The sequence below is a fragment of the Paraburkholderia silviterrae genome (assembly GCF_004353915.1).
Classification (GTDB): Bacteria; Pseudomonadota; Gammaproteobacteria; order Burkholderiales; family Burkholderiaceae; genus Paraburkholderia; species Paraburkholderia silviterrae.
The window spans coordinates 170266-188873 of sequence record NZ_SMRP01000007.1; the positions used below are offsets into that span (position 1 = coordinate 170266).

Below are 18608 nucleotides of genomic sequence, written 5' to 3' on the forward strand. Positions count from 1 at the left end.
CCTGAAGAGATCGGGAACCAGTTTTCGCACATGGTAGTCGAAAATGCCCCCGACCGACCGTAGCCCGACCGACCGCAGCCCCACCGACTGCGAGCCCCACCGACCGCGAGCCGACCGAAACCGCCGCCCCCCAGCCGCCGGACCTCATCCGCGGCGGCGGATCTGCAAGTCGCCCCCTACGCCGTTCATGTCAGTCGTGACCACCGCACGTAAGTCCTCTACCGTGCCGTCCGCGTGCATCGCGTCGCCGGGCGCCGCCGGGTTGGCCTCGTGCCGCACGTCATGCGCCGCTGGCTCGACCCCTGGCTCCCCGGCGAGCAGAGCGGCCAGTTGAGCGCGTACGTGCTCCCACGCGGCGTGCGCGTAATCGGGCTGCGCCGCGGCGCGCGCCTGGGCGAGCACGAAGGTACGCAAGACTGTCGACGAGCACTGCGTCAACTTATCCGAACGGCCGAAGCGCGACTGGCGCAACGCCTCGCTCAGCCACGGCAGTTCGGCTTCGCACGAATCCGCGTACGCTTGCATGGCCGCGCGCGCGTGCCGGTCGCGGGCGAGATCGAGTTCGATGCGCTCGAGATCGCGGCTGCGGCCCGAACCGTTCAGCCGTGAGCCTGGCGGAAACCGCATGCTGCCGAAACGAAAAAACATGAAACCCCTCGTATAGCAGACAAGCTCCAGATCCGCCGGACTTGCACCGTGTGCGCCCGGCGGCGCGGCCCTGCTTGCGGCGCGAACGGCGCATGCATGAAGGCGTGGCCCAAGCCTGTTCTCACAACGACAGGCTCTGGTATGAAAAACGAGTGGCGATAGCCGCGGACTGCGCATCGCGTGGTCTCCGGCGTCCCTCCCCCCGGACTCGGACCGCCGGCGCAGGCGCCGCCGTACCGGCGCGTCACGCGCAGGCGGGCATCACCGCCCGACACCCGCCCGCAGACCGCAGCCGATCTCACACTATGGCGTTTCCCGCTGCCATCGCCACTCCTGGTACTTCCAGGCGCTGTTTGCCAGCGTTATCTGGCGGACTCGAGTCCGCTCTGACTTCCTCACTGCCGGCGCGTCGCCGTGTCCCGACTGCGCCGGCCCCCGTAGCCCAATCTCGTTGCCTGGCGTGCATGTGCCGCACGCCAGGTTCGATGCGGTCCATCCATCGACAGGCCGCGCCAACCTATTGTCGCTGCAAGCTCGCAAAGCTACTGTCAGGGATTGTTAAATTCATCGAGTGCGGCAGGCCCTCGCCGGATTTGGCCGCTCGCGGGCCTGCGCCGCGGGTGAGCACCCCGGCCGCGGGCGGCTCGAGGCCACCCGGAAACCGTGCGCTACGCCATCTGGGACGGGCTCTGATATTTGCAATGCACTCCTGATTAACTAGCCGATAAGCAGGAAAATTGGCATTGCGCGCGTGAACAAGGAGTAGCCGCACCCTGCTTCCCCCTGAAAAGGAGGAAGCAGGGGGACGCCCGTTGCAGGCGTCCTCGGCGTCACACGGAGGCGTCGCGCCTCAGTTCTGCTGCCGCTGGTCGCCGCGGCCGCCGCCCTGGCCAGACGAATGGCCGCCTTGTGGCGGCGCCTCGGGGCGGCCGCGCTCGGCAGGCGCCTCCGGCGGACGGCCTCCGCCAGGCGGCGGGCCGGGCGGACGATTGTACGTGGGCGCGGGTTGCTGTGCGGGCGGCCGGCTCATGTTGGGTTGCGGCATGGGCGGGCGCTGCATTTGCGCTGGCGGATGCGGCATCTCGGCCGGGGGGCGCTGGATCTGGGCGGGCGGGCCGCCGTTGTTCATTGGCGGACGGCCGGGTGGCGCTTCGTTGCCAGGCATTCGCCCGGGCTCAGGCGGACGGCCGGGTGGCGCTTCGTTGCCGGGCATGCGCCCGGGCTCAGGCGGACGGCCGGCGCCCGGCGGCGGAGCGCCGTTGATCGGCGGGCGTGGGCCGCCCATCTGGGGCGGCGGAGGCCGTCCCGGCCCTCCCGGCGGCCCGCCCTCATACCGTGGCGGCTCCGGCGGACGGCCGCGGCCCGGCGGCGGAACGTGCGCCCAACGATCGCGGTCGCCGTACCAGGGCCGATCGCGATAGAAGCTGCCCCAGTACGCGCCGACCGCAAACGTGACGATCGGCAGGCCGATGGCCGCGCCATAGCCGGTCAGCGGCACGTAGTCGCCTTGATACGGGTACACGAGATAGCCCGCATAGATCCAGCCACGCAGGCCGGGCAGCGCGACGTCACACCAGGAGTAGTCGCCCACGCAGCCCATCACCTCGACCGGCACGTTGGGTCCGAGCTCGGTCACGACCGGATAGGCGTCGGATGGCCCAGCAAACAGATCGACAGGCTCGCTCGTGTAAGCCTCGGTTTGCGCGTGCACGCCGGACGCCGCAAACGCCATCCCCGCAGCCACGCAGACCGTCGCAATCGGCAGGGCCAGCCCGCGCGGCGGCTTCGTTTGTCGGTTTGTCATGCTCCCCTCGATTCTTCTGTGATCGTGCAGAAGCATCCAGCATATTCCATTCCTGGATGCCGGAGCGTGCTGAAAACGATCGCCGAATCCCTGCGCAGGCGTCACGCGGCGCGCGTCTTGCGGCGCGCGGGCGCGCCGTGCTCCGGCGTTTCGACGGAGCGGATGGCGTTGTCGCGCGACGTGCTCATGCGCGTCTCGACGCATTTGAGCACGCGCGGCAGATCCTGCGCCGCGATCGCGCGGCGCAGCTCACGCCAGCCGCGAATCGACTGCGCAATGGCATCCGGATGCGCGGCGAACGCCATCCGGTTGTAGCGCAGCACGCGTAACGAAATGGATTTCAACATGTCCGAGAGCACCAGGTTGCTGCTCAGGTCGAAGACCGCGAAGTTCAGCAGGAAACCCTCGAGAACGTACGCATCGAGCGATTCGTTCATCGCCTGCTCGAGCGCCTTCACGTGCTCGTCGAACACCTTGCCGAGCTGCGCCGGCGATTCGGCCAGCAACTCCTCGATGAGCGCCGAGTACAGCAGCGTGCGCACCGCGAAGATATCGCGCAGCTCGCGCGCGTCCGGTTGCGTCACGATTGCGCCGCGCCGCGCTTCGACCGCGACCAGCCGGTCGCGCTCGAGAATGCGCAACGCCTCGCGCACCGGCGCACGGCTCACGTGCAGGATCTCGCCGATGTCGCTTTCCAGAAGACGCTTGCCCGCCTCGATGTGATTGAGCGTGATGGCTCCCGCGATGCGGGCGGCGATCTGCGCCGCCACGGGCATGGACGCACTCTCCCACTCCTTCCCCCGCAAGACAGCATCCTCCACCGCCAGCATCAGTTGGCCCCTCGGTTTGAGCAAGATACCGAGATCCGGGAGTTCCTGCGTTCGTTGTCTCGCCATGTCGGTGTTACCTGGTCGGGAAGGTTGCGCTCCAAGCCGTTCACTGCCTCGCGACGCATCGCAGCGGCGAGGCAAGAAGTATACCATTCGCTGCGCACTTCCCTATTTTTGTCGACATTATACGAGCCAAACAAAAGCGGCCCTCGCGAGGGCCGCTTCGTGCTGCGCAGTCTACGACTGCGTATCGCTGTACTCGACGTCATACAGTTGGCGCTTCGGCGCACGGGTGCGCTGCCGCGTCTCCCAGCCTTCGGCAAGCCCCACCTTCGCATTCGACGGGGGCAGCATCGCCTTGCCGCGCACGAGATCGGATGCGCGTTCCGCGAGCATGATGGTCGGCGCATTGAGGTTGCCGTTGGGCTCGGTCGGAAACACCGACGAGTCGATCACGCGCAAGCCCGTCATGCCGCGCACGCGCAATTCGGAATCGACCACGGCCATGTCGTCTTCGCCCATCCGGCACGAGCCGCACGGATGCATGGTGCTCTCCAGATTCGCGCGCACGAATGCGTCGATCTCGTCGTCGGTCTGCACGTCGGGGCCGGGTGCGAGCTCGGCGCCGCGGAAGCGGTCCATCGCCGGCTGCCCGATGATCTCGCGCGTGAGCCGCACGCAGCGCCGGAAACCCTCGCGGTCCTCTTCGCGGTCCAGATAGTTGAAGCGAATCTCGGGATGCACGTAAGGGTCCGCCGCCGTGAGCCGCACGTGGCCCCGGCTCTTGGGTTTGTTCGGCCCGGTCAGCACCATGAAGCCGTGCCCCTTGAACGGCTTGTCGCCGTCGTAGCGCATCGCGGCCGGCAGGAAATGGAACTGAATGTCGGGCCAGCGCAACCCCGCCTCGGAGCGGATGAAACCGCCCGCCTCGAAATGATTGCTCGCGCCGAGACCATCCTTGAACAGCAGCCAGCGCAAGCCGATCAGGAACTTGTGCCACGGATCCATGCGGCCGTTGAGCGTGACCGGCTCCTTGCAGCCGTACTGGATGTAGATCTCGGCGTGATCTTGCAGATTCATGCCGACGCCCGGCAGCGCGTGCTTGACCTCCACGCCCGCCTGACGCAATACCTCGGCAGGCCCGATGCCGGAGCGCTGCAGCAAATGCGGCGAGCCGATCGGCCCCGATGAAATCAGCACTTCGGCGCGGCAGCGCGCCGTGTGCGTGACGCCGCCCCGGTCGTAGACCACGCCGACCGCGCGCTTGCCCTCGACGATCACCTGCCGCGTCATCGCATTCGTGACCACATGCAGGTTGGGCCGGTTCATCGCCGGGCGCAGGTACGCGTTCGCGGTGGACCAGCGCACGCCGTCCTTCACCGTCATGTGCATTGCGCCGAAGCCTTCCTGCATGTGCCCGTTGCAGTCGTCCGTATGAATGTAGCCGGCCTGCACGCCCGCTTCGATCCATGCCCCGTACAACGGGTTCTTCATGTTGTTGCCGTTGTTCGTCGAGAGCGGCCCGTTCGATCCGCGATACTGGTCGCCGCCGAACTTGTAGTTTTCGGCGCGGCGGAAGTACGGCAGGCAGTTGCGGTAGCCCCAGCCGCGCGCACCCAGCTCCTCCCATTCGTCGAAGTCGTAAGCGTGGCCGCGAATGTAGACGAGCCCGTTGATCGACGACGATCCGCCCAGCACCTTGCCGCGCGGGCAGTGGAGCTGGCGTCCGTTCAGATGCGGCTCCGGCGCGGTCTGATACTTCCAGTTGAACTTGCGCGTGTTCATCGGCATCGAGAACGCGCTCGGCATCTGGATGATGATGCTGCGGTCGCTGCCGCCGTACTCGAGCACCAGCACGCTGACCGATGGATCCTCCGTGAGCCGGTTGGCCAGCACGCAGCCCGCCGATCCCGCGCCCACAATGATGTAGTCGTATTGCCCGCTTTCCATGATGAATTCCTGATTCGTTATCCTGACGATATGGCGTTCAGAAGCGCTGGTCGCCCGTGGTGTACTGAGGCATGGTCCTTTCGATCTGCGCGATGAGCGCCTCCTCGCGGCGAAGATCGAGCGAGCGGCTCAGCAGGTAATACGCGATGCCCGAGACGAACAGCCCGACGAGCCATGCGAGGTCCACGCTGCCCATCGCCCGCGCAAACGGGCCGACATAGACTTCGTTGGCGCCGTCGAAGATGCAGAAGAACGGGATCATCGCGGCAAACCCGATCGCGTACGACATCAGGCCGCGCGCGCCCCATGTGCCGTAGATGTTGTTGTGCGGCAGGAAGAAGTGCGGAATCGCATAACGGCCCTTGCGCACGAAGAAGTAGTCCGTGAGATTCACGGCGGTCCAGGGCACGAGGAAGTAGAGCATCACCACGAGATAGATGTTCAGGACCGAGAGCCCCTTGCCGGACGAATAAATGCTCAGTGCGATCCCAAGCTGAAGCAGCACGACGAAGAGGATCGCCAGCACGCGCACGCGGGCGGTGGGCTCGATCTTCCTGAACGAGTCGACGCCCGTGATGGCCGTGAGCTTGGCGCTGTAGATGTTCATCGCAATCACGGGCAGGAAGGCCACGATCGTGACGGCCACCACCACGCTCCCGAGGCGCGGCGACAAATCGCTGCCGACCTGGTTGAGTGCCACGAGCACGTCGGTGGCGTGCAGGTGATCGCCGAGCCAGCCGCCCACGGCGATCATCCAGGCGCCCGAGAGCGACGCCCCGAGGAACACCGCGGCGATCAGCCGGCCGCTCGGCGTATTCTTCGGCAGATAGCGCGAATAGTCCGACACATAGGGCGCGTAAGCGATGTTGTAGCTTGCGGCAGCGGCGAACTGCGTGATGAACCCGGTCCAGCAGAAGCCGAGCGGCGCGGGCGGCGGCGTGCCGGGGGCGGCCGCCGGCAGCGGCAGATCGGGCACCCAGTGCATGAGCACCGCCAGCGTGACGATGCCGTACAGCGGCAGCGACAGATACAACGCCCACTTGAAGCTGCGGTGCATCCAGTCGTGGCCGAGAATGGCGAGCACCGCAGCGGGCACGGTCACAACCAGCGCCACCTTGAGCGGGTCCCAGCCAAACAGCGCCTTGAGGCCCTGCATCATCAGCACGAGATTGACGATATTGAAACCCGCGAACACGAACAGCGTCGCAAGCAGCACGAGCACCACGCCGCGATAGCCGAACTGCGCGCGCGACTGGATCATCTGCGGCAGGCCCAGATGCGGGCCCTGCGAGCCGTGAAACGCCATGAACAAGGTGCCGAACATGATGCCGAGCGTGCCGGCTATCGTCGTCCAGAGCGCGTTCAGCCCTACGCTCGGCCCAACGAAGCCGATGGTCATCGTGAAGAACGTGAAGTTGCCGAGAAACCAGAATGGCCCTTGATGCGAGAGCCGGTCGGTGCGCTCGCTCTCCGGAATGAAGTCGATCGAATGTCCCTCGATCGCGCCGTGCTCGCCTATGGCGGCGCTGGGTGCTGCAATCCGTGCCGCGACTCTTTCGTTTGCTTCCATCGTGTGCCCCATGTCGTAATGGACGATGCTGTGTAAAGACAGGACGCCCGGAGCGCGGCCCGCGAGAGCAGGCCGGTCCGCCGCGTATCGAAGACTTGATGCCGACGCGGTGCTACGCGTCGTTCAGCGTGATCCAGACGGCTTTGGTCTCCATCAGGGAATCGAGTTGCTCCGCGCCGAGGTCCTTGCCGAAGCCCGATGCCTTGAAGCCGCCGAACGGCATGGCCGGATCGATCGTGCTGTGTGCGTTCACGTAGACGCTGCCGGCGCGCAGCTTCGGCACCAGTGCATGCACGCGGTTCAGGTCGCGCGAATAGATCGCGGCGGCGAGGCCATAGGGCGTGTCGTTGGCGAGCGCGACGGCCTCGCCCAGGTCGTCGAATGGCGCGCTCACGAGCACGGGGCCGAAGATCTCCTCCTTCACGATGCGCATGTCCGGGCGGCAATGCGCGAAGATCGTCGGTTGAACGAAGTATCCCGATCCTTCCACGTTGCGGCCGCCATACACCAGCTCCGCGCCTTCGCGGCGGCCCGCCTCGATGTACGACGTGACGCGCGCCTTCTGCTGCGCCGAGACGAGCGGGCTGATGAAGCAGTCGCGATCGAGGCCAGGCGCGATCTTCAGCGTGCGGGTGTAGTCGATCAGCGCGGCGAGGAAGCGCTCGTGCACGCAGCGCTGCACGTAGAGGCGGCTGCCTGCGTCGCACACCTGCCCCGAGTTGAAGAACATGCCGTTCGCGACCGCGCGCGCGGCGGCCTCGATGTCCGCATCATCGAGCACGAGCACCGGCGACTTGCCGCCCAGCTCGAGCGTGACGCGCTTGACGCCGTCGACCGCCGCGCTGCCGACCTCGCGCCCCACTGCCGTGGAGCCCGTGAACGTCACTTTGTCGAGGCCTGGGTGGCGCGCCATGGCTGCGCCGATCACGTTGCCTCGCCCGGTCACGACGTTCACCACGCCGTCGGGAATGCCGGCCTCCTGCACGAGCTGGGCAAAGCGCAGCGTCGACAGCGAAGTCAGCTCCGCGGGCTTGATCACCGTCGTGCAGCCCACCGCGAGCGCGGCGGCCAGCTTCCACGCCATCGTCTGCAGCGGGAAATTCCACGGCACGATGATCCCGACCACGCCCACCGGCTCCTTGCGCGTATAGGCGAGATAGTTGCCGGGTAACGAAGGCTCCACGGTGCGCCCATGCAGCTTGGAAGCCCAGCCCGCGAAATAGCGGAACGTATCGACGGTTCCCTGGATATCCACGTCGCGCGCATTCGCCACCGATTTGCCGACGTCGATCGACTCGATCTCGGCGAGTTCGTCCGCGTGCGTTTCGATCAGATCGGCGAGTCGGTGCAGCAGGCGCTCGCGCTCGAGTGGCTTCAGGCGCCGCCACGCGCCGCCGTCGAACTGCGCGCGCGCCGCCGCGACCGCACGATCGAGGTCGCCGGCCGTGGCGAGCGGAATCTGCGTGATGACGCCCTCCGTGGACGGCTCGACCACGTCGAGCATCTCGCCCTCGCCGCCCGGCACGAACGCGCCAGCGATGAACATGCGTTGCGGCTGATCGAGAAAGCGCCGCGTTGCTTCGCGCACGCCGAACTGCTCCAGATAGTTTCGTACGATGGAATCCAACGTTGTCTCCTGATCGCGCGCGGCGTAGTGCGTCCACACCGCGCGTGTTGATGTTGTGTGCCGTTGTCTGCGGCGATGCCTCAAAGCATCAGCGCATCAATGCATCAGCGCCGATGCTGGCTGCGTGCGTGAAAGATGAAGCCGATCGAGTTCAACAGCAGTTGTGCCGCGAGAATGGGCGTGACTCCCGCCGGATCGTATGCCGGGGCCACCTCCACGAGGTCCATGCCCACGACGTTGCCGTGGCTGCGGCGCGCGAGTCCCTGGATGATTTCGAGCACCTCGTAGTAAGTAAAGCCGCCATGGCTCGGCGTGCCCGTGCCCGGCGCGATGGACGGATCGAAGCCGTCGATGTCGATCGTGATGTAGTAAGCACGGCCTTCGGGAATCCTTGCGAGCACGCCCTCGGCACCGAGCCGGCGCACGTCGCGCACGGAGAGAATGTCGGAGCCCGCCGCGCGCGCGGCGTCGTAGTCGCTGCGGTTCGATGACGAGACGTTGCGGATCCCGAGCTGCGTCATGCCGGTGATGTGCTCCATTTCCGAAGCGCGGCGCAGCGGATTGCCGTGCCCATAGCGCACGCCATGGCGTTCGTCGACGAAATCCAGATGCGCGTCGAAGTGCACGATGTGAATGGGCCCACGACCCTCGAACGCCTGGATCACAGGGGCGTGAATCGAATGATCGCCGCCGAGCGTCACGGGCATCGCGCCATTCGCGAGGATCTTGCGCACCGCGCTTTCGATGTTGGCGTTGCTCGCCGCCATGTCGGTGTGAACGATGTCAGCGTCGCCCACGTCCACCATGCGCACCTGGTCGCGCGTCAGATAGAGCGCGTCGTCTTCGTGATCGTAGGCGCCTGCGTGGCCGAACGAAAACAGCGTGGACGCTTCGCGGATGCTGCGCGGCCCGAAGCGCGCGCCCGAGCGCCATTGCGTGCCCATGTCGTTGGGCGCGCCGAGGATCGCCACATCGGCGTCGATGCGATCCCAGTCGAGGCAGACCGGCGATTTCGCGAACGTGCAATGTCCCACGAACGGCAAATCCAGCCGCCCGCTTTCGTATGTGTTGCCCGGCATGAGTGTCTCCGTGTGTGATCCGCTGGGTCATCCAGTCAGGAATCGGTGAACGACCCGGTTTATGTCGGGCCGCCGCTTTGAGACACTATGTGGGTATTATTTTTGACCAAAAATCCCGGGATTCAGATATTCATATCGGAATTCCCGAAGCAAGCGATCATGGAGAACGCGGGCAATGATGCAACTGCAGGACGTGGATCTCAAGCTACTCAGGGTTTTCATGCATGTCGTGCGATGCGGCGGCTTTTCAGCGGCCCAGGCAACCCTGAACGTGAGCCAGTCGACCATCAGCGAGCAGATGACCACGCTCGAAACACGCCTTGGCCTCAAGCTGTGCGAGCGCGGCCGCGGCGGCTTCCGCCTGACCGAGCACGGCCTCGCGACGTACGAGGCCGCCCAGCGCCTGCAAGTCGCCGTGGAGGCGTTCTGCATGGACACGGACGCGCTGAAGCAACATATCGCCGGCAGACTCTATCTGGGCATCATCGATAACACGGTGACGGACACCGCTTCGCCGCTGCCGCGCGCCTTGCAAAAGTTCGTTTCGCGCGGCGACGACGTGCATGTCGATGTCTACATCGGCACGCCGGCGGAGCTCGAGGAGCGCGTGCTGGACGGCAGGCTCCATGTGGCGATGGGGCACTTCCCGATCCACGTGCCGGGCCTCACCTACACCGAGCTTTATCTCGAGCCCGACGGTCTCTATTGCGGCAAAGGAAACCCCCTGTTCGTGGGGGCACGGGAAGGCGGCGTTCAGACCGAAGCCATCGCCGCGAGCCGCATCGCGGCGCGCGGCTACCTGCAGCAGCACGATCTGAAGATGCTCAGTGCGAGCAAGGCCGCGGCGACGGTCGACAACGTCGAGGCGCAGGCGATCCTGATCCTCTCAGGCGCGTACATCGGATTCCTGCCCAACCACTATGCGGCGCGTTGGGTGGAACGCGACGACATGCGGCGGATCGGCCCCGAGCAGTTCGGCATGCACTCGCCCTTTTGCGCCGTGACGCGTCGGGCCTCCGCTGTGCCGTCGATCCTGCAGGCGTTCATGGTCGACCTGCAGGAGGTCTGGCTCAATGACCGTTCGAGCCAACACGAGGGCGTGACCAAGCCCGTGCGCCGCAAGTAGCCGCGGCGCGCCGCATGCTCAGGCTGTCGCGAGGCGAACGCCCTGAGCACTGCCGGCCATGCCCTCGATCAGCGCGGCGACGTTCTCCGCCGTTGCGGCCGACAAGGTCCAGCCCAGATGCCCGTGCCCCGTGTTGTAGAACACGCCCGGCATGCGCCCCCTGCCGACTTTCGGCAACATGCTCGGCAACATGGGCCGCAGGCCCGCCCACGGAATCACGCGCGACGTGTCGACCTCCGGGAACAGGCGGCGGGTCCATTCGACGAGCGGCGCGACGCGGTCCGCGCGAATGTCGCGGTTGAAGCCGTTGATCTCGGCCGTGCCGGCCACGCGGAACCGGTCGGCACCGAGCCGGCTCGTGACGATCTTGGCGCTCTCGTCGAGCAAGCTGACCCATGGCGCCGCACGCTGGCTCTTTTCGTCGTCGAGACATACGGTGATCGAATAGCCCTTCACCGGATAGACGTTCACGTGGTCGCCGAGCATCGACGCGAATGCGCGGCTGCCTACGCCGGCACAGACGACGATACGATCAAACGTTTCGTCATGCGAAACATCCTGATTCGACGTGGAGAGCGTGAAAGTCCCGCTTGGGTCGCGCCGGATTGCGGCGATCTGCGTGTCGTAGTGGAATTCGACGCCGTGCCGCACGCAGGCTTGCGCGAGGCCGCGCGTGAACTTGTGGATGTCGCCGGTCGAATCGGAGGGCGTGAAAAAGCCGCCGTAAAACGCGCCCTCGAGGGTCGGCTCGATTTCCCGGATCTCGGCCAATGTCACGGCCCGCCGGTCGAGCCCGCCTTCGGTCAAGATGGCATTGACCTTCGAGGCCGTGTCGAAGCTCTTGCGGTCCTTGTAGATGTGCAGGATGCCGCGCCGCTCCAGATCGAACTCGATGCCCTCGTTGCGCGCCGTCTCGAACAGGTGCTCGCGGGCCGCGATCGCGAGGCGCACGGTTTCGAGCGTGTTCGCGCGATAGTTCGGAATCTGCCGCAGGAACTCGGCCATCCACGAATATTTGTGCCAGCCGGGCAGCGGATTCACGAGCAGCGGCGCGTCGCGCGTGAGCATCCAGCGCAGGCCTTTGAGGACGGTGGCGGTGTTGTTCCAGACTTCGGCGTTGCACGCAGAGAGCTGGCCGCCGTTCGCAAACGACGTCTCCATCGCGCTATAGCGATGGCGTTCGAATACGGTAACGCGAAAACCGCGCTTTGCAAGGGCGTAAGCGGTCGTGACGCCGGTGATCCCGGCGCCAATGATGGCGATTCGTGACATGACATGGTCCAGATTAGATTGAGCACTGTCGTTTCCGACATCCGTGCCCCATCTGTCCATGTACCTGAGAGTTTCTTTCCGCGCCGGCGTCGAACGCGCCGGACGGAAATCTCCTTCGGTGGGCGCCTTCGCGCCGCTCTCCAGATGTGTTCTCGCTGCAGGGTCCTTGTGCCTGAGAGTTTCCGGGGCGGTTGCTCCGTCGGCGCCGTCACATGCATTCGCGGTGACAGTCTCTCCCGCTGCAGTTCATCGAACACTGCAAAGATAGCGGGCCGTTAATTTGGCTGCAAGCGATTTTTTCACCGTCGATGCATTCCCGGCGGCGGTGCCAGCGTGTGCAATCCGCGCGCGGCTTAGCGACCGCGCCGCCGGGCAGCCCCCGCACGGGTTGCCCGCGGACGCCGCCAGCAGGCTTTGCCAGCTTACTCGCGCGATTCACTGGCCTGCGGCGCGTACGACACGAAGACCTTGCGGCATGGCTCCACGACTTCCCAGGTGCCCTGAAAGCCCGGCGGGATGACGAACCGGTCGCCCGCGCGCAGCACCTTCTCCCCGCCATTCGCATCGCGCACCACGCAGACGCCGCTCAGCATTTCGCAGTACTCGGCTTCGTCGTATTCGACCGTCCACTGGCCGGGCGTGCTCTCCCAGAAGCCGCAGCTGAATTGCCCGCATGGGCTGAGGTACTGGTGCTTGAGCGTCTGCACGGGATTGCCTGCCAGCAGGAGTCCGCGTGGAACGCGGTATTGGGTGAGTTCCCCCTCATCCTTCATCAGGTCGACGATATGCGCAACGTTGAGCATCTTCATTCTCCAGTCTTGACCACATTCGAAATCTCGCGGCACGAGCACACGCCCTGCCGTTGCCGCACTCATAGTGCGTCCTGCATCGCGTGCCAGGTCATCGCCAGCGCGAGCATGGGCTTGCGCAGCAGCATCCCGCCCGGGAAGTCGCGATGCTGGATCTTGCCGAACAGATCGAAACGCGCCGCCTGCGCGTCGATCGCCTCGGCAATCAGCTTGCCTGCCAGCGCCGTGATGTTCACGCCGTGCCCGGAAAAGCCCTGGGCGAAATACACTTGCGGCTCGACGCGGCCGAAATGCGGTGCACGGTTCATCGTCGCGTCGATGAGCCCTCCCCATGCATAGTCGATCTTCACGTCCGCAAGCTGCGGGAACGTCCTCAGCATGTCGCGCCGCATGGACTCGCCGAGACTCGCCGGCACGCGCGTCGAACTGCTGGCCCTGCCGCCCCACAGCAGCCGCCCGTCGTGGGACAGCCGAAAGTATTCGAGAGCGTGATTGCAGTCGCAAATCGCGGCGTTGGCCGGCATCAACGCGCGCGAGCGCGCCTCCCCGAGCGGCTCGGTCGCAATCACGTAGGTCGCCACCGGCATGATCTTGCGCGCCACGGCGGGCGCGAGACGCCCGAGCCAGGCATTGCAGGCGAGCACGACGTAGCGCGCTTCGACCTGTCCGTTGCCGCATTGCACCTCGTGCCCCGCCGCGGTCTTGCGCATCGACAGCGCGCAGGTGTCCTCATAGATCGCGACGCCCGCCTCGCTCGCCGCGCGCGCGAGGCCCAAGGCGTAGTTCAGCGGATGCAGGTGGCCGCTGTCCTCGTGATAGAGGCCGCCCACGTAGCGTTGCGAATCGACATAGTCGCGCAGCTGCGCGGCCTCGACATACCGGTAGCCGCGATAGCCGAAGCGCGACGCCGCCTCGTCGCGCCAGGCCTGCAGCGCGTCGGCGTGGCGTGGCTTGTTGGCCGCGCTCAGATAGCCGAATGTGAGGTCGCAGTCGATGCGGTGCTTCTCGATCTGCTTGCGGACGATATCGACGGATTCGAGCCCCATGTCCCAGATCCGTCGTACGTCTTCAGGGGGCATGTATTGGGCGAAGGTGTCGATATCGCACGAATAGCCCCCAATCAACTGCCCGCCGTTGCGCCCGCTCGCGCCCCAGCCCAACTTCGACGCTTCGATCAGCGCGACCGAATAGCCACGCGCGGCCAGATTGAGCGCCGTGGAGAGGCCCGTGAACCCGCCGCCGACCACGCAAACATCGGCGCGCACATGGCCGGCAAGCGGCGCGTGATGCCTTACGTCATTGGCGCTGGCCGCGTAATACGAGGGCACGTGTGTTTGATTCGTGAATTTGAGCATAAGCCGTCGATTGCGGCGGACAGCTTCATGCCCCGGAAGCGGGCACGAACCCATCCGCACAGAATTAGAACGAGTAGATGAATTGCGTGGCCAGCAGGTCGTTCGACTTCGCATACGAGCCGTCGTTGCGCAGGAACACCCGGTTGTTCGACCAGTCGTGCCGGTATTCGACCTTGACGGTGATTTTCTGCGTCGGGAAGAACAGCAGGTCCAGCGCGATATCCTGGCGAACCGCGCCCTTGCACTCGAAGCCGAACCCGCCGTTCGCTTTCGAGTTCGCCAGGCAGTCGGCGTCGATGCCGAAGCCGTTATACGGATCCATGCCGTTGCCGTTGAGCGCCAGGCCGCCACCACCGCCGCCGTTCTTGCTGTCCACGAGCAGGTCGTAGCGCGCCGTCACGCCCATGTGGCCGATGAGCGGCACGTTGAACTTGCGGTGCGCGAGCAGCGAGAGTCCGTACCATTGCGCGAGGCCGCCATTGAATGCCGCGTGCTCCTGCTGGCCGTAGTCGAATTCGGCGTTGTACTGCACGTCGGCGAGCGTGTAGGTGGCATCGGCTTCGGTGAAGAAGAACGTGCCGTACGCGCTCGGCGCCTGACCGCCCCACCCGTAGGCCGTCGTGCCCGTTGCGGGATCGAAGCCGCCCGGCAGGGTCTGGCGGCCGATCGTGAACGAGCCGCCTACGTCGAGCGCACTGCCGTGCAGATAATCGACGCGCGCGCTGAACGCCGGCACCTTGTTGCTGGTCGTGATGGGGTCTCCCAGCGCGTTGACGCCGGTCTGCGTGACTGATCCCGCCGTGCGGAACTGCTCGTTGGCGAGCAGGAACTTCCACGCCCACTGGTCGCCCGTGTAGTTGATGCCCGCGCCGATGGAGCTGCCCGGATCGGAGAAGTCGAACAGCATGTTGTGCGTGAGCGTCAGCATCAGATTGGACTGCTGCACTTCATAGCCTGCCAGACCCGGCATCAGGCCAGCCACCACCGCCACCTTGGTGTTCAGGGGGACGGTCGCAAAAGCCGTATTGAGAATATTGAGTCCGCTGTCGCTGTGCTCGTTCATCATGAAGATGCCCGCCCCGCGGTTGGGCATCAGCGACACCTCCGCCGAGGGCGCCGTCGGGCCAACCCCGAAGGTCTTCTTGATGTCGAGGTACAGGTCGCCGATCGTGCTGTTGTAGTACTGGTACGCATCCTCGTGATTGGCGAACAGAAATGAGGACGTGCCCGCCGCCCGGTTAAAGACATAGGCGGGGTCGATATAGCCCGTGATGGACAGACCCGCAATGGGCCCGGTGCTGGCAGCCTCGGTCAGCGAATCGACCTTCAGTTGCTGACTCGCGATCTGCTGCTTCATGGCGTCCACATCGTCGTTGGTCAGCTTCGCGGGTTGCGTGCCATAGTCCGGCGACGAAACATTGACAGCCGGCGCGGCAGCAGGCGCAGGCTGCACCTTTGCCTGCTGCCCCTTTGCTTGCTGCCCCTTCGCTTGCTGCGTCTCTAGCGCCTGCTTGAGCGAGCTGACCTCCTTTTGCAACGCGTCCAGCTGGCTTTGCAACGCTTGCATCCGGTCGCTGGTCGGGCTCGCCATCGCGAGCCCAGGCAATACCCCGGCCACCAGCGCGCATATCAGTTTCTTCCTCATTTTTCACGTCCCCTTATTGTTCGCGAGCTTGCGAACGTTTTTCGTCAAACGATTCGTTGCGCGTCCTGCTGTCGGGCCGCACCCGGTCTCGCGGACGGCACGGCGACGCCCGTTCGCGCACCGCCCGCATCGAGCCGCTCGTCGGGCATCCGCGCCAGCGCCGTATTGCGGCGCTCGCGAGCGAGCATCACCCGGTTCACGACGATCACCCCGGCGGTCACGAGCACGATGAACAGCGTTGCGAGCGCATTCATTTCCGGATTCAGCCCAAGCCGTACGCGTGAGAACACGACGAGCGGCAGCGTGGTGTAACCGGGCCCGGAGAGGAAGGCGGAGAGAATGACGTCGTCCACCGATACCGTGAAGGACAGCAGCCATCCGGAGACAAGCGCCTGCGCGATGAGCGGCAGCGTAATCACACAGAACACCTTGAAAGGCTTCGCGCCCAGATCCTGCGCCGCCTCCTCGAGCGACTTGTCGAGCTCCCTCACACGCGACTGCACGATGACGGCCACGAAAGAAAGACAGAGCATCACGTGACCGATCCAGATCGTGAGCAGCCCGCGCCTGGCCGGCCAGCCGAACATCTGCTGCAAGGCGACAAAGAGCAGCAGCAACGAGATGCCCTGGATGACCTCGGGGATGACGAGCGGCGCGCTGATCATCCCGGCGTAAAGCGTGTAGCCGCGAAAGCGCCCCATGCGCGCGAGCACGAATCCCGCCCATGTGCCGATCACAACCGAGGCGCTCGCGCTCAGAAACGCAATCTTTAGCGAGAGCACTGCGGCGTTGAGCAGTTCGTCATCCTGAAGAAGTGCGCCGTACCACTTCGTCGAGAAGCCGCCCCAGACGGTCACGAGCTTCGACGCGTTGAACGAATACACGACGAGGCTGATGATCGGGATATAGAGAAACAGAAAGCCGATTGTGAGTACGGCCGTGGAAAGGAAACGACTGGATCTGATCATTGGCTGTCCTCCAGCTCCTTGACCTGGTGGTACTGGAGCACGGCCATCGGCACGAGCAGCAGCACCATGGTGACCGTCACGGCCAACGCCATCGGCCAGTCCATATTGCTGAAGAACTCGTCCCACATCACGTGGCCGATCATGAGCGTATTGGCGCCGCCATGACGACGTTTTCGATACGCACGAATGCGTCGTGCGGGGCGCACGCACCATGCCGCTGTTCGCCCTTGATGGGCCATTCGACAATGTTCTCTTGCATGGCTGTCTCTGCCGGATAGAACCGCAATCCACGGTTTTCGGAAAACACGCTCCCCCCGCCGCATGCATGGGCATGCGGGTCTGGTGCGCCGAAGCGCCATATATCGGGGGGAAAGGCGTTCAGGCCGGCGCCACAGCGAATGACGGCTCGCTGGACACCGTAAGCAACAAGCGTCGCGCTAGCCGCCAGACTTCAGTTGCAGCCACAGCCGGTTCTGCAGCCGTGCGATATCCGCGTTGCGGGGCATCGCCAGCGTCATCTTGTTCAAGGCGCTGTCCGGCACGTACACGTCCGGGTCCTGCGCGATGGCGGGCGTCACAAGACCTCGCGCGGGTTGATTGGCCGTCGGATAGAAAATCTCGTTTGTGATGGCCGCGTTGACTTTCGGATCCTCAATGTAGTTGATCCATTTCATGGCGGCTTCCGGATGCGGCGCATCCTTTGGCACCGCCATCACGTCGAACCAGACGAGACCGCCCTCCTTCGGGTTGACGTACTTGATTTCATAGGACTTCTTGGCATCCACGGCGTTGCGCCGCGCAATACCCACGTCGCCCGACCAGCCGAGTGCGACGCAGACGTCGTTATTGGTGAGGTCGTCGGGATAGCCAGCCGAGCTGAATTGCGTCACGTACGGGCGCATTTTCTTGAGCACTTCGTAGGCTGCCTGGTAGTCGCCCGGATTGTTGCTGTTGGGGTTGCGGCCCATGTACTGCAGGACCGCGGCGAACACGGCGTCCGGCGCGTCGAGCAGCGACACGCCGCAGCCTTTGAGCTTCGAGACATTCTCCGGTTCGAACAGCAACGCCCAGCTGTCGACCGGCGCGGTCTCGCCGAGCCGTTTGCGGATCGCCTGCACGTTGTAGGCGATGCCCGTCGTGCCCCACGCCCAGGGCACGCCATACTGATTGCCCGGGTCGACTTTTGCCATCATCTTCATGAGCGCGGGATCGAGATTGACGAGGTTCGGGATCTTCGACTTGTCAAGCTTCTGGTAGACGCCCGCCTGAATCTGCTGGGCGAGGTAGTTCGACGTCGGGACCACGATGTCGTAGGCCGAGCTGCCGGCGAGCAGCTTGGTCTGGAGCGTGTCGTCGCTGTCGTAGCTGTCGTACCGGACATGGATGCCGGTCTGCTTCTGGAAATTCGGGACGGTGTCCTTGGCGATGTACTCCGACCAGTTGTAGACATTGAGCTCGGTGTCGCCCGCACGAGCGGGCTGTGCCGCGGCAATGAGCACGCTCGTTAACACGGCCGGCGCGAAGGCGGCAACGGTACGGCGAGGAAAGCGGACACGCATGAGAAGTCTCCTGTTTGTAGTGATCGACGGCGCCGCGCGCGGCGCCCCTGGCGTTCAATCGAGATCGCCGTATACCGCCTCTGTTTCGAACAACGTCAATTCCATGCCGGCACCCGCCAACTCATGCGCAAGCAAGGCGCGGTTCGCGCAACCTGCGGATTTGCGTGCGGGATCTGCATTCGGGTACATGGAAGCGCCCTCGTCGCCGTTCAGTTCGTCAACCACTTTATCGACGCTGGCGGCATCCGTCTGTCCAGCAAAAGCGGGACAAGCGCGAACACGAGTGCAGGGCTTTTGCGGAGATTTCCGCGTAGGCAAGCAATATTGTTCGTGGTATCTGTACCGCCAACTCATTACAGAAGCGAG

Annotated in this window: 15 protein-coding genes, 1 pseudogene and 1 riboswitch; of the genes and pseudogenes, 1 reads left to right on the forward strand and 15 read right to left on the reverse strand. The window is 64.9% G+C overall.

Annotated elements, in window-relative coordinates; all coding sequences use genetic code 11:
* Positions 1-144: 144 nt before the first annotated feature.
* The 7 genes from EYW47_RS16705 to speB form a co-directional block, all read right to left on the reverse strand.
* Positions 145-648, reverse strand: coding sequence for a hypothetical protein (locus tag EYW47_RS16705; RefSeq protein ID WP_133195945.1), 504 nt, complete (start codon positions 646-648; stop codon positions 145-147).
* An 850-nt stretch (positions 649-1498) separates the two neighbouring features.
* Positions 1499-2452 (reverse strand): SH3 domain-containing protein, encoded by a 954-nt coding sequence (locus tag EYW47_RS42450; RefSeq protein WP_165976596.1) that lies wholly within the window; start codon positions 2450-2452, stop codon positions 1499-1501.
* 101 nt (positions 2453-2553) lie between these two features.
* Positions 2554-3348 (reverse strand): GntR family transcriptional regulator, encoded by a 795-nt coding sequence (locus EYW47_RS16715; protein WP_165976597.1) that lies wholly within the window; start codon positions 3346-3348, stop codon positions 2554-2556.
* Positions 3349-3519: 171 nt separating this feature from the next.
* Positions 3520-5232, reverse strand: coding sequence for a choline dehydrogenase (betA, locus tag EYW47_RS16720; RefSeq protein WP_133195947.1), 1713 nt, complete (start codon positions 5230-5232; stop codon positions 3520-3522).
* A 37-nt stretch (positions 5233-5269) separates the two neighbouring features.
* Positions 5270-6802: a purine-cytosine permease family protein gene (locus tag EYW47_RS16725; protein ID WP_133195948.1), complete on the reverse strand. Its 1533-nt coding sequence runs from the start codon at positions 6800-6802 to the stop codon at positions 5270-5272.
* A 112-nt stretch (positions 6803-6914) separates the two neighbouring features.
* A complete protein-coding gene (locus EYW47_RS16730; RefSeq protein ID WP_133195949.1) occupies positions 6915-8429 on the reverse strand; it encodes an aldehyde dehydrogenase family protein in 1515 nt (504 codons plus the stop codon).
* Between the two features lie 104 nt (positions 8430-8533).
* Positions 8534-9508 carry an agmatinase gene (gene speB, locus EYW47_RS16735; protein WP_133195950.1) on the reverse strand — a complete coding sequence of 325 codons (975 nt, stop codon included), beginning with the start codon at positions 9506-9508 and terminating at the stop codon, positions 8534-8536.
* A gap of 175 nt (positions 9509-9683) precedes the next feature.
* On the opposite strand from speB, the gene EYW47_RS16740 reads away from it, so the two are divergent.
* Positions 9684-10634, forward strand: a complete 951-nt coding sequence (locus EYW47_RS16740; protein WP_133195951.1) for a LysR family transcriptional regulator — start codon at positions 9684-9686, stop codon at positions 10632-10634.
* An 18-nt stretch (positions 10635-10652) separates the two neighbouring features.
* Here the strand turns inward: EYW47_RS16740 and EYW47_RS16745 are convergent, their stop codons facing one another.
* From EYW47_RS16745 to EYW47_RS40915, 8 genes and pseudogenes are all read right to left on the reverse strand, one after another.
* On the reverse strand, positions 10653-11906 hold the full coding sequence (locus tag EYW47_RS16745) for a D-amino acid dehydrogenase (RefSeq protein WP_133195952.1): 1254 nt from the start codon (positions 11904-11906) through the stop codon (positions 10653-10655).
* Positions 11907-11948: 42 nt separating this feature from the next.
* Positions 11949-12060, reverse strand: a riboswitch (glycine riboswitch).
* A 268-nt stretch (positions 12061-12328) separates the two neighbouring features.
* Positions 12329-12715 (reverse strand): cupin domain-containing protein, encoded by a 387-nt coding sequence (locus tag EYW47_RS16750; protein WP_240763749.1) that lies wholly within the window; start codon positions 12713-12715, stop codon positions 12329-12331.
* A gap of 62 nt (positions 12716-12777) precedes the next feature.
* Positions 12778-14070 carry an NAD(P)/FAD-dependent oxidoreductase gene (locus tag EYW47_RS16755; RefSeq protein ID WP_133195953.1) on the reverse strand — a complete coding sequence of 431 codons (1293 nt, stop codon included), beginning with the start codon at positions 14068-14070 and terminating at the stop codon, positions 12778-12780.
* 64 nt (positions 14071-14134) lie between these two features.
* Complete coding sequence (locus EYW47_RS16760) at positions 14135-15715, reverse strand: DUF3138 family protein (RefSeq protein WP_133195954.1); 1581 nt, start codon at positions 15713-15715, stop codon at positions 14135-14137.
* A gap of 44 nt (positions 15716-15759) precedes the next feature.
* Complete coding sequence (locus EYW47_RS16765) at positions 15760-16683, reverse strand: ABC transporter permease subunit (protein ID WP_133195955.1); 924 nt, start codon at positions 16681-16683, stop codon at positions 15760-15762.
* A pseudogene (locus EYW47_RS16770) lies at positions 16680-16844 on the reverse strand (putrescine ABC transporter permease PotH); the annotation flags it as partial. The pseudogene EYW47_RS16770 and the gene EYW47_RS16765, both read right to left, overlap by 4 nt.
* Positions 16845-17120: 276 nt before the next feature.
* Complete coding sequence (locus tag EYW47_RS16775; RefSeq protein WP_133195956.1) at positions 17121-18242, reverse strand: polyamine ABC transporter substrate-binding protein; 1122 nt, start codon at positions 18240-18242, stop codon at positions 17121-17123.
* Positions 18243-18296: 54 nt separating this feature from the next.
* Positions 18297-18467: a hypothetical protein gene (locus EYW47_RS40915; RefSeq protein ID WP_165976598.1), complete on the reverse strand. Its 171-nt coding sequence runs from the start codon at positions 18465-18467 to the stop codon at positions 18297-18299.
* Positions 18468-18608: the final 141 nt, after the last annotated feature.

Excerpts from the sequence above, each read along its gene's own strand:
- EYW47_RS16755 (WP_133195953.1), bottom strand. The coding sequence starts at position 14,070 with ATGCTCAAATTCACGAATCAAACACACGTGCCCTCGTATTACGCGGCC.
- EYW47_RS16715 (WP_165976597.1), bottom strand. The coding sequence starts at position 3,348 with ATGGCGAGACAACGAACGCAGGAACTCCCGGATCTCGGTATCTTGCTC.
- speB (WP_133195950.1), bottom strand. The coding sequence starts at position 9,508 with ATGCCGGGCAACACATACGAAAGCGGGCGGCTGGATTTGCCGTTCGTG.
- EYW47_RS16765 (WP_133195955.1), bottom strand. The coding sequence starts at position 16,683 with ATGATCAGATCCAGTCGTTTCCTTTCCACGGCCGTACTCACAATCGGC.
- EYW47_RS16745 (WP_133195952.1), bottom strand. The coding sequence starts at position 11,906 with ATGTCACGAATCGCCATCATTGGCGCCGGGATCACCGGCGTCACGACC.
- EYW47_RS16760 (WP_133195954.1), bottom strand. The coding sequence starts at position 15,715 with ATGAGGAAGAAACTGATATGCGCGCTGGTGGCCGGGGTATTGCCTGGG.
- EYW47_RS42450 (WP_165976596.1), bottom strand. The coding sequence starts at position 2,452 with ATGACAAACCGACAAACGAAGCCGCCGCGCGGGCTGGCCCTGCCGATT.
- EYW47_RS16725 (WP_133195948.1), bottom strand. The coding sequence starts at position 6,802 with ATGGAAGCAAACGAAAGAGTCGCGGCACGGATTGCAGCACCCAGCGCC.
- EYW47_RS16705 (WP_133195945.1), bottom strand. The coding sequence starts at position 648 with ATGTTTTTTCGTTTCGGCAGCATGCGGTTTCCGCCAGGCTCACGGCTG.
- EYW47_RS16750 (WP_240763749.1), bottom strand. The coding sequence starts at position 12,715 with ATGAAGATGCTCAACGTTGCGCATATCGTCGACCTGATGAAGGATGAG.
- EYW47_RS16775 (WP_133195956.1), bottom strand. The coding sequence starts at position 18,242 with ATGCGTGTCCGCTTTCCTCGCCGTACCGTTGCCGCCTTCGCGCCGGCC.
- EYW47_RS16740 (WP_133195951.1), top strand. The coding sequence starts at position 9,684 with ATGATGCAACTGCAGGACGTGGATCTCAAGCTACTCAGGGTTTTCATG.
- betA (WP_133195947.1), bottom strand. The coding sequence starts at position 5,232 with ATGGAAAGCGGGCAATACGACTACATCATTGTGGGCGCGGGATCGGCG.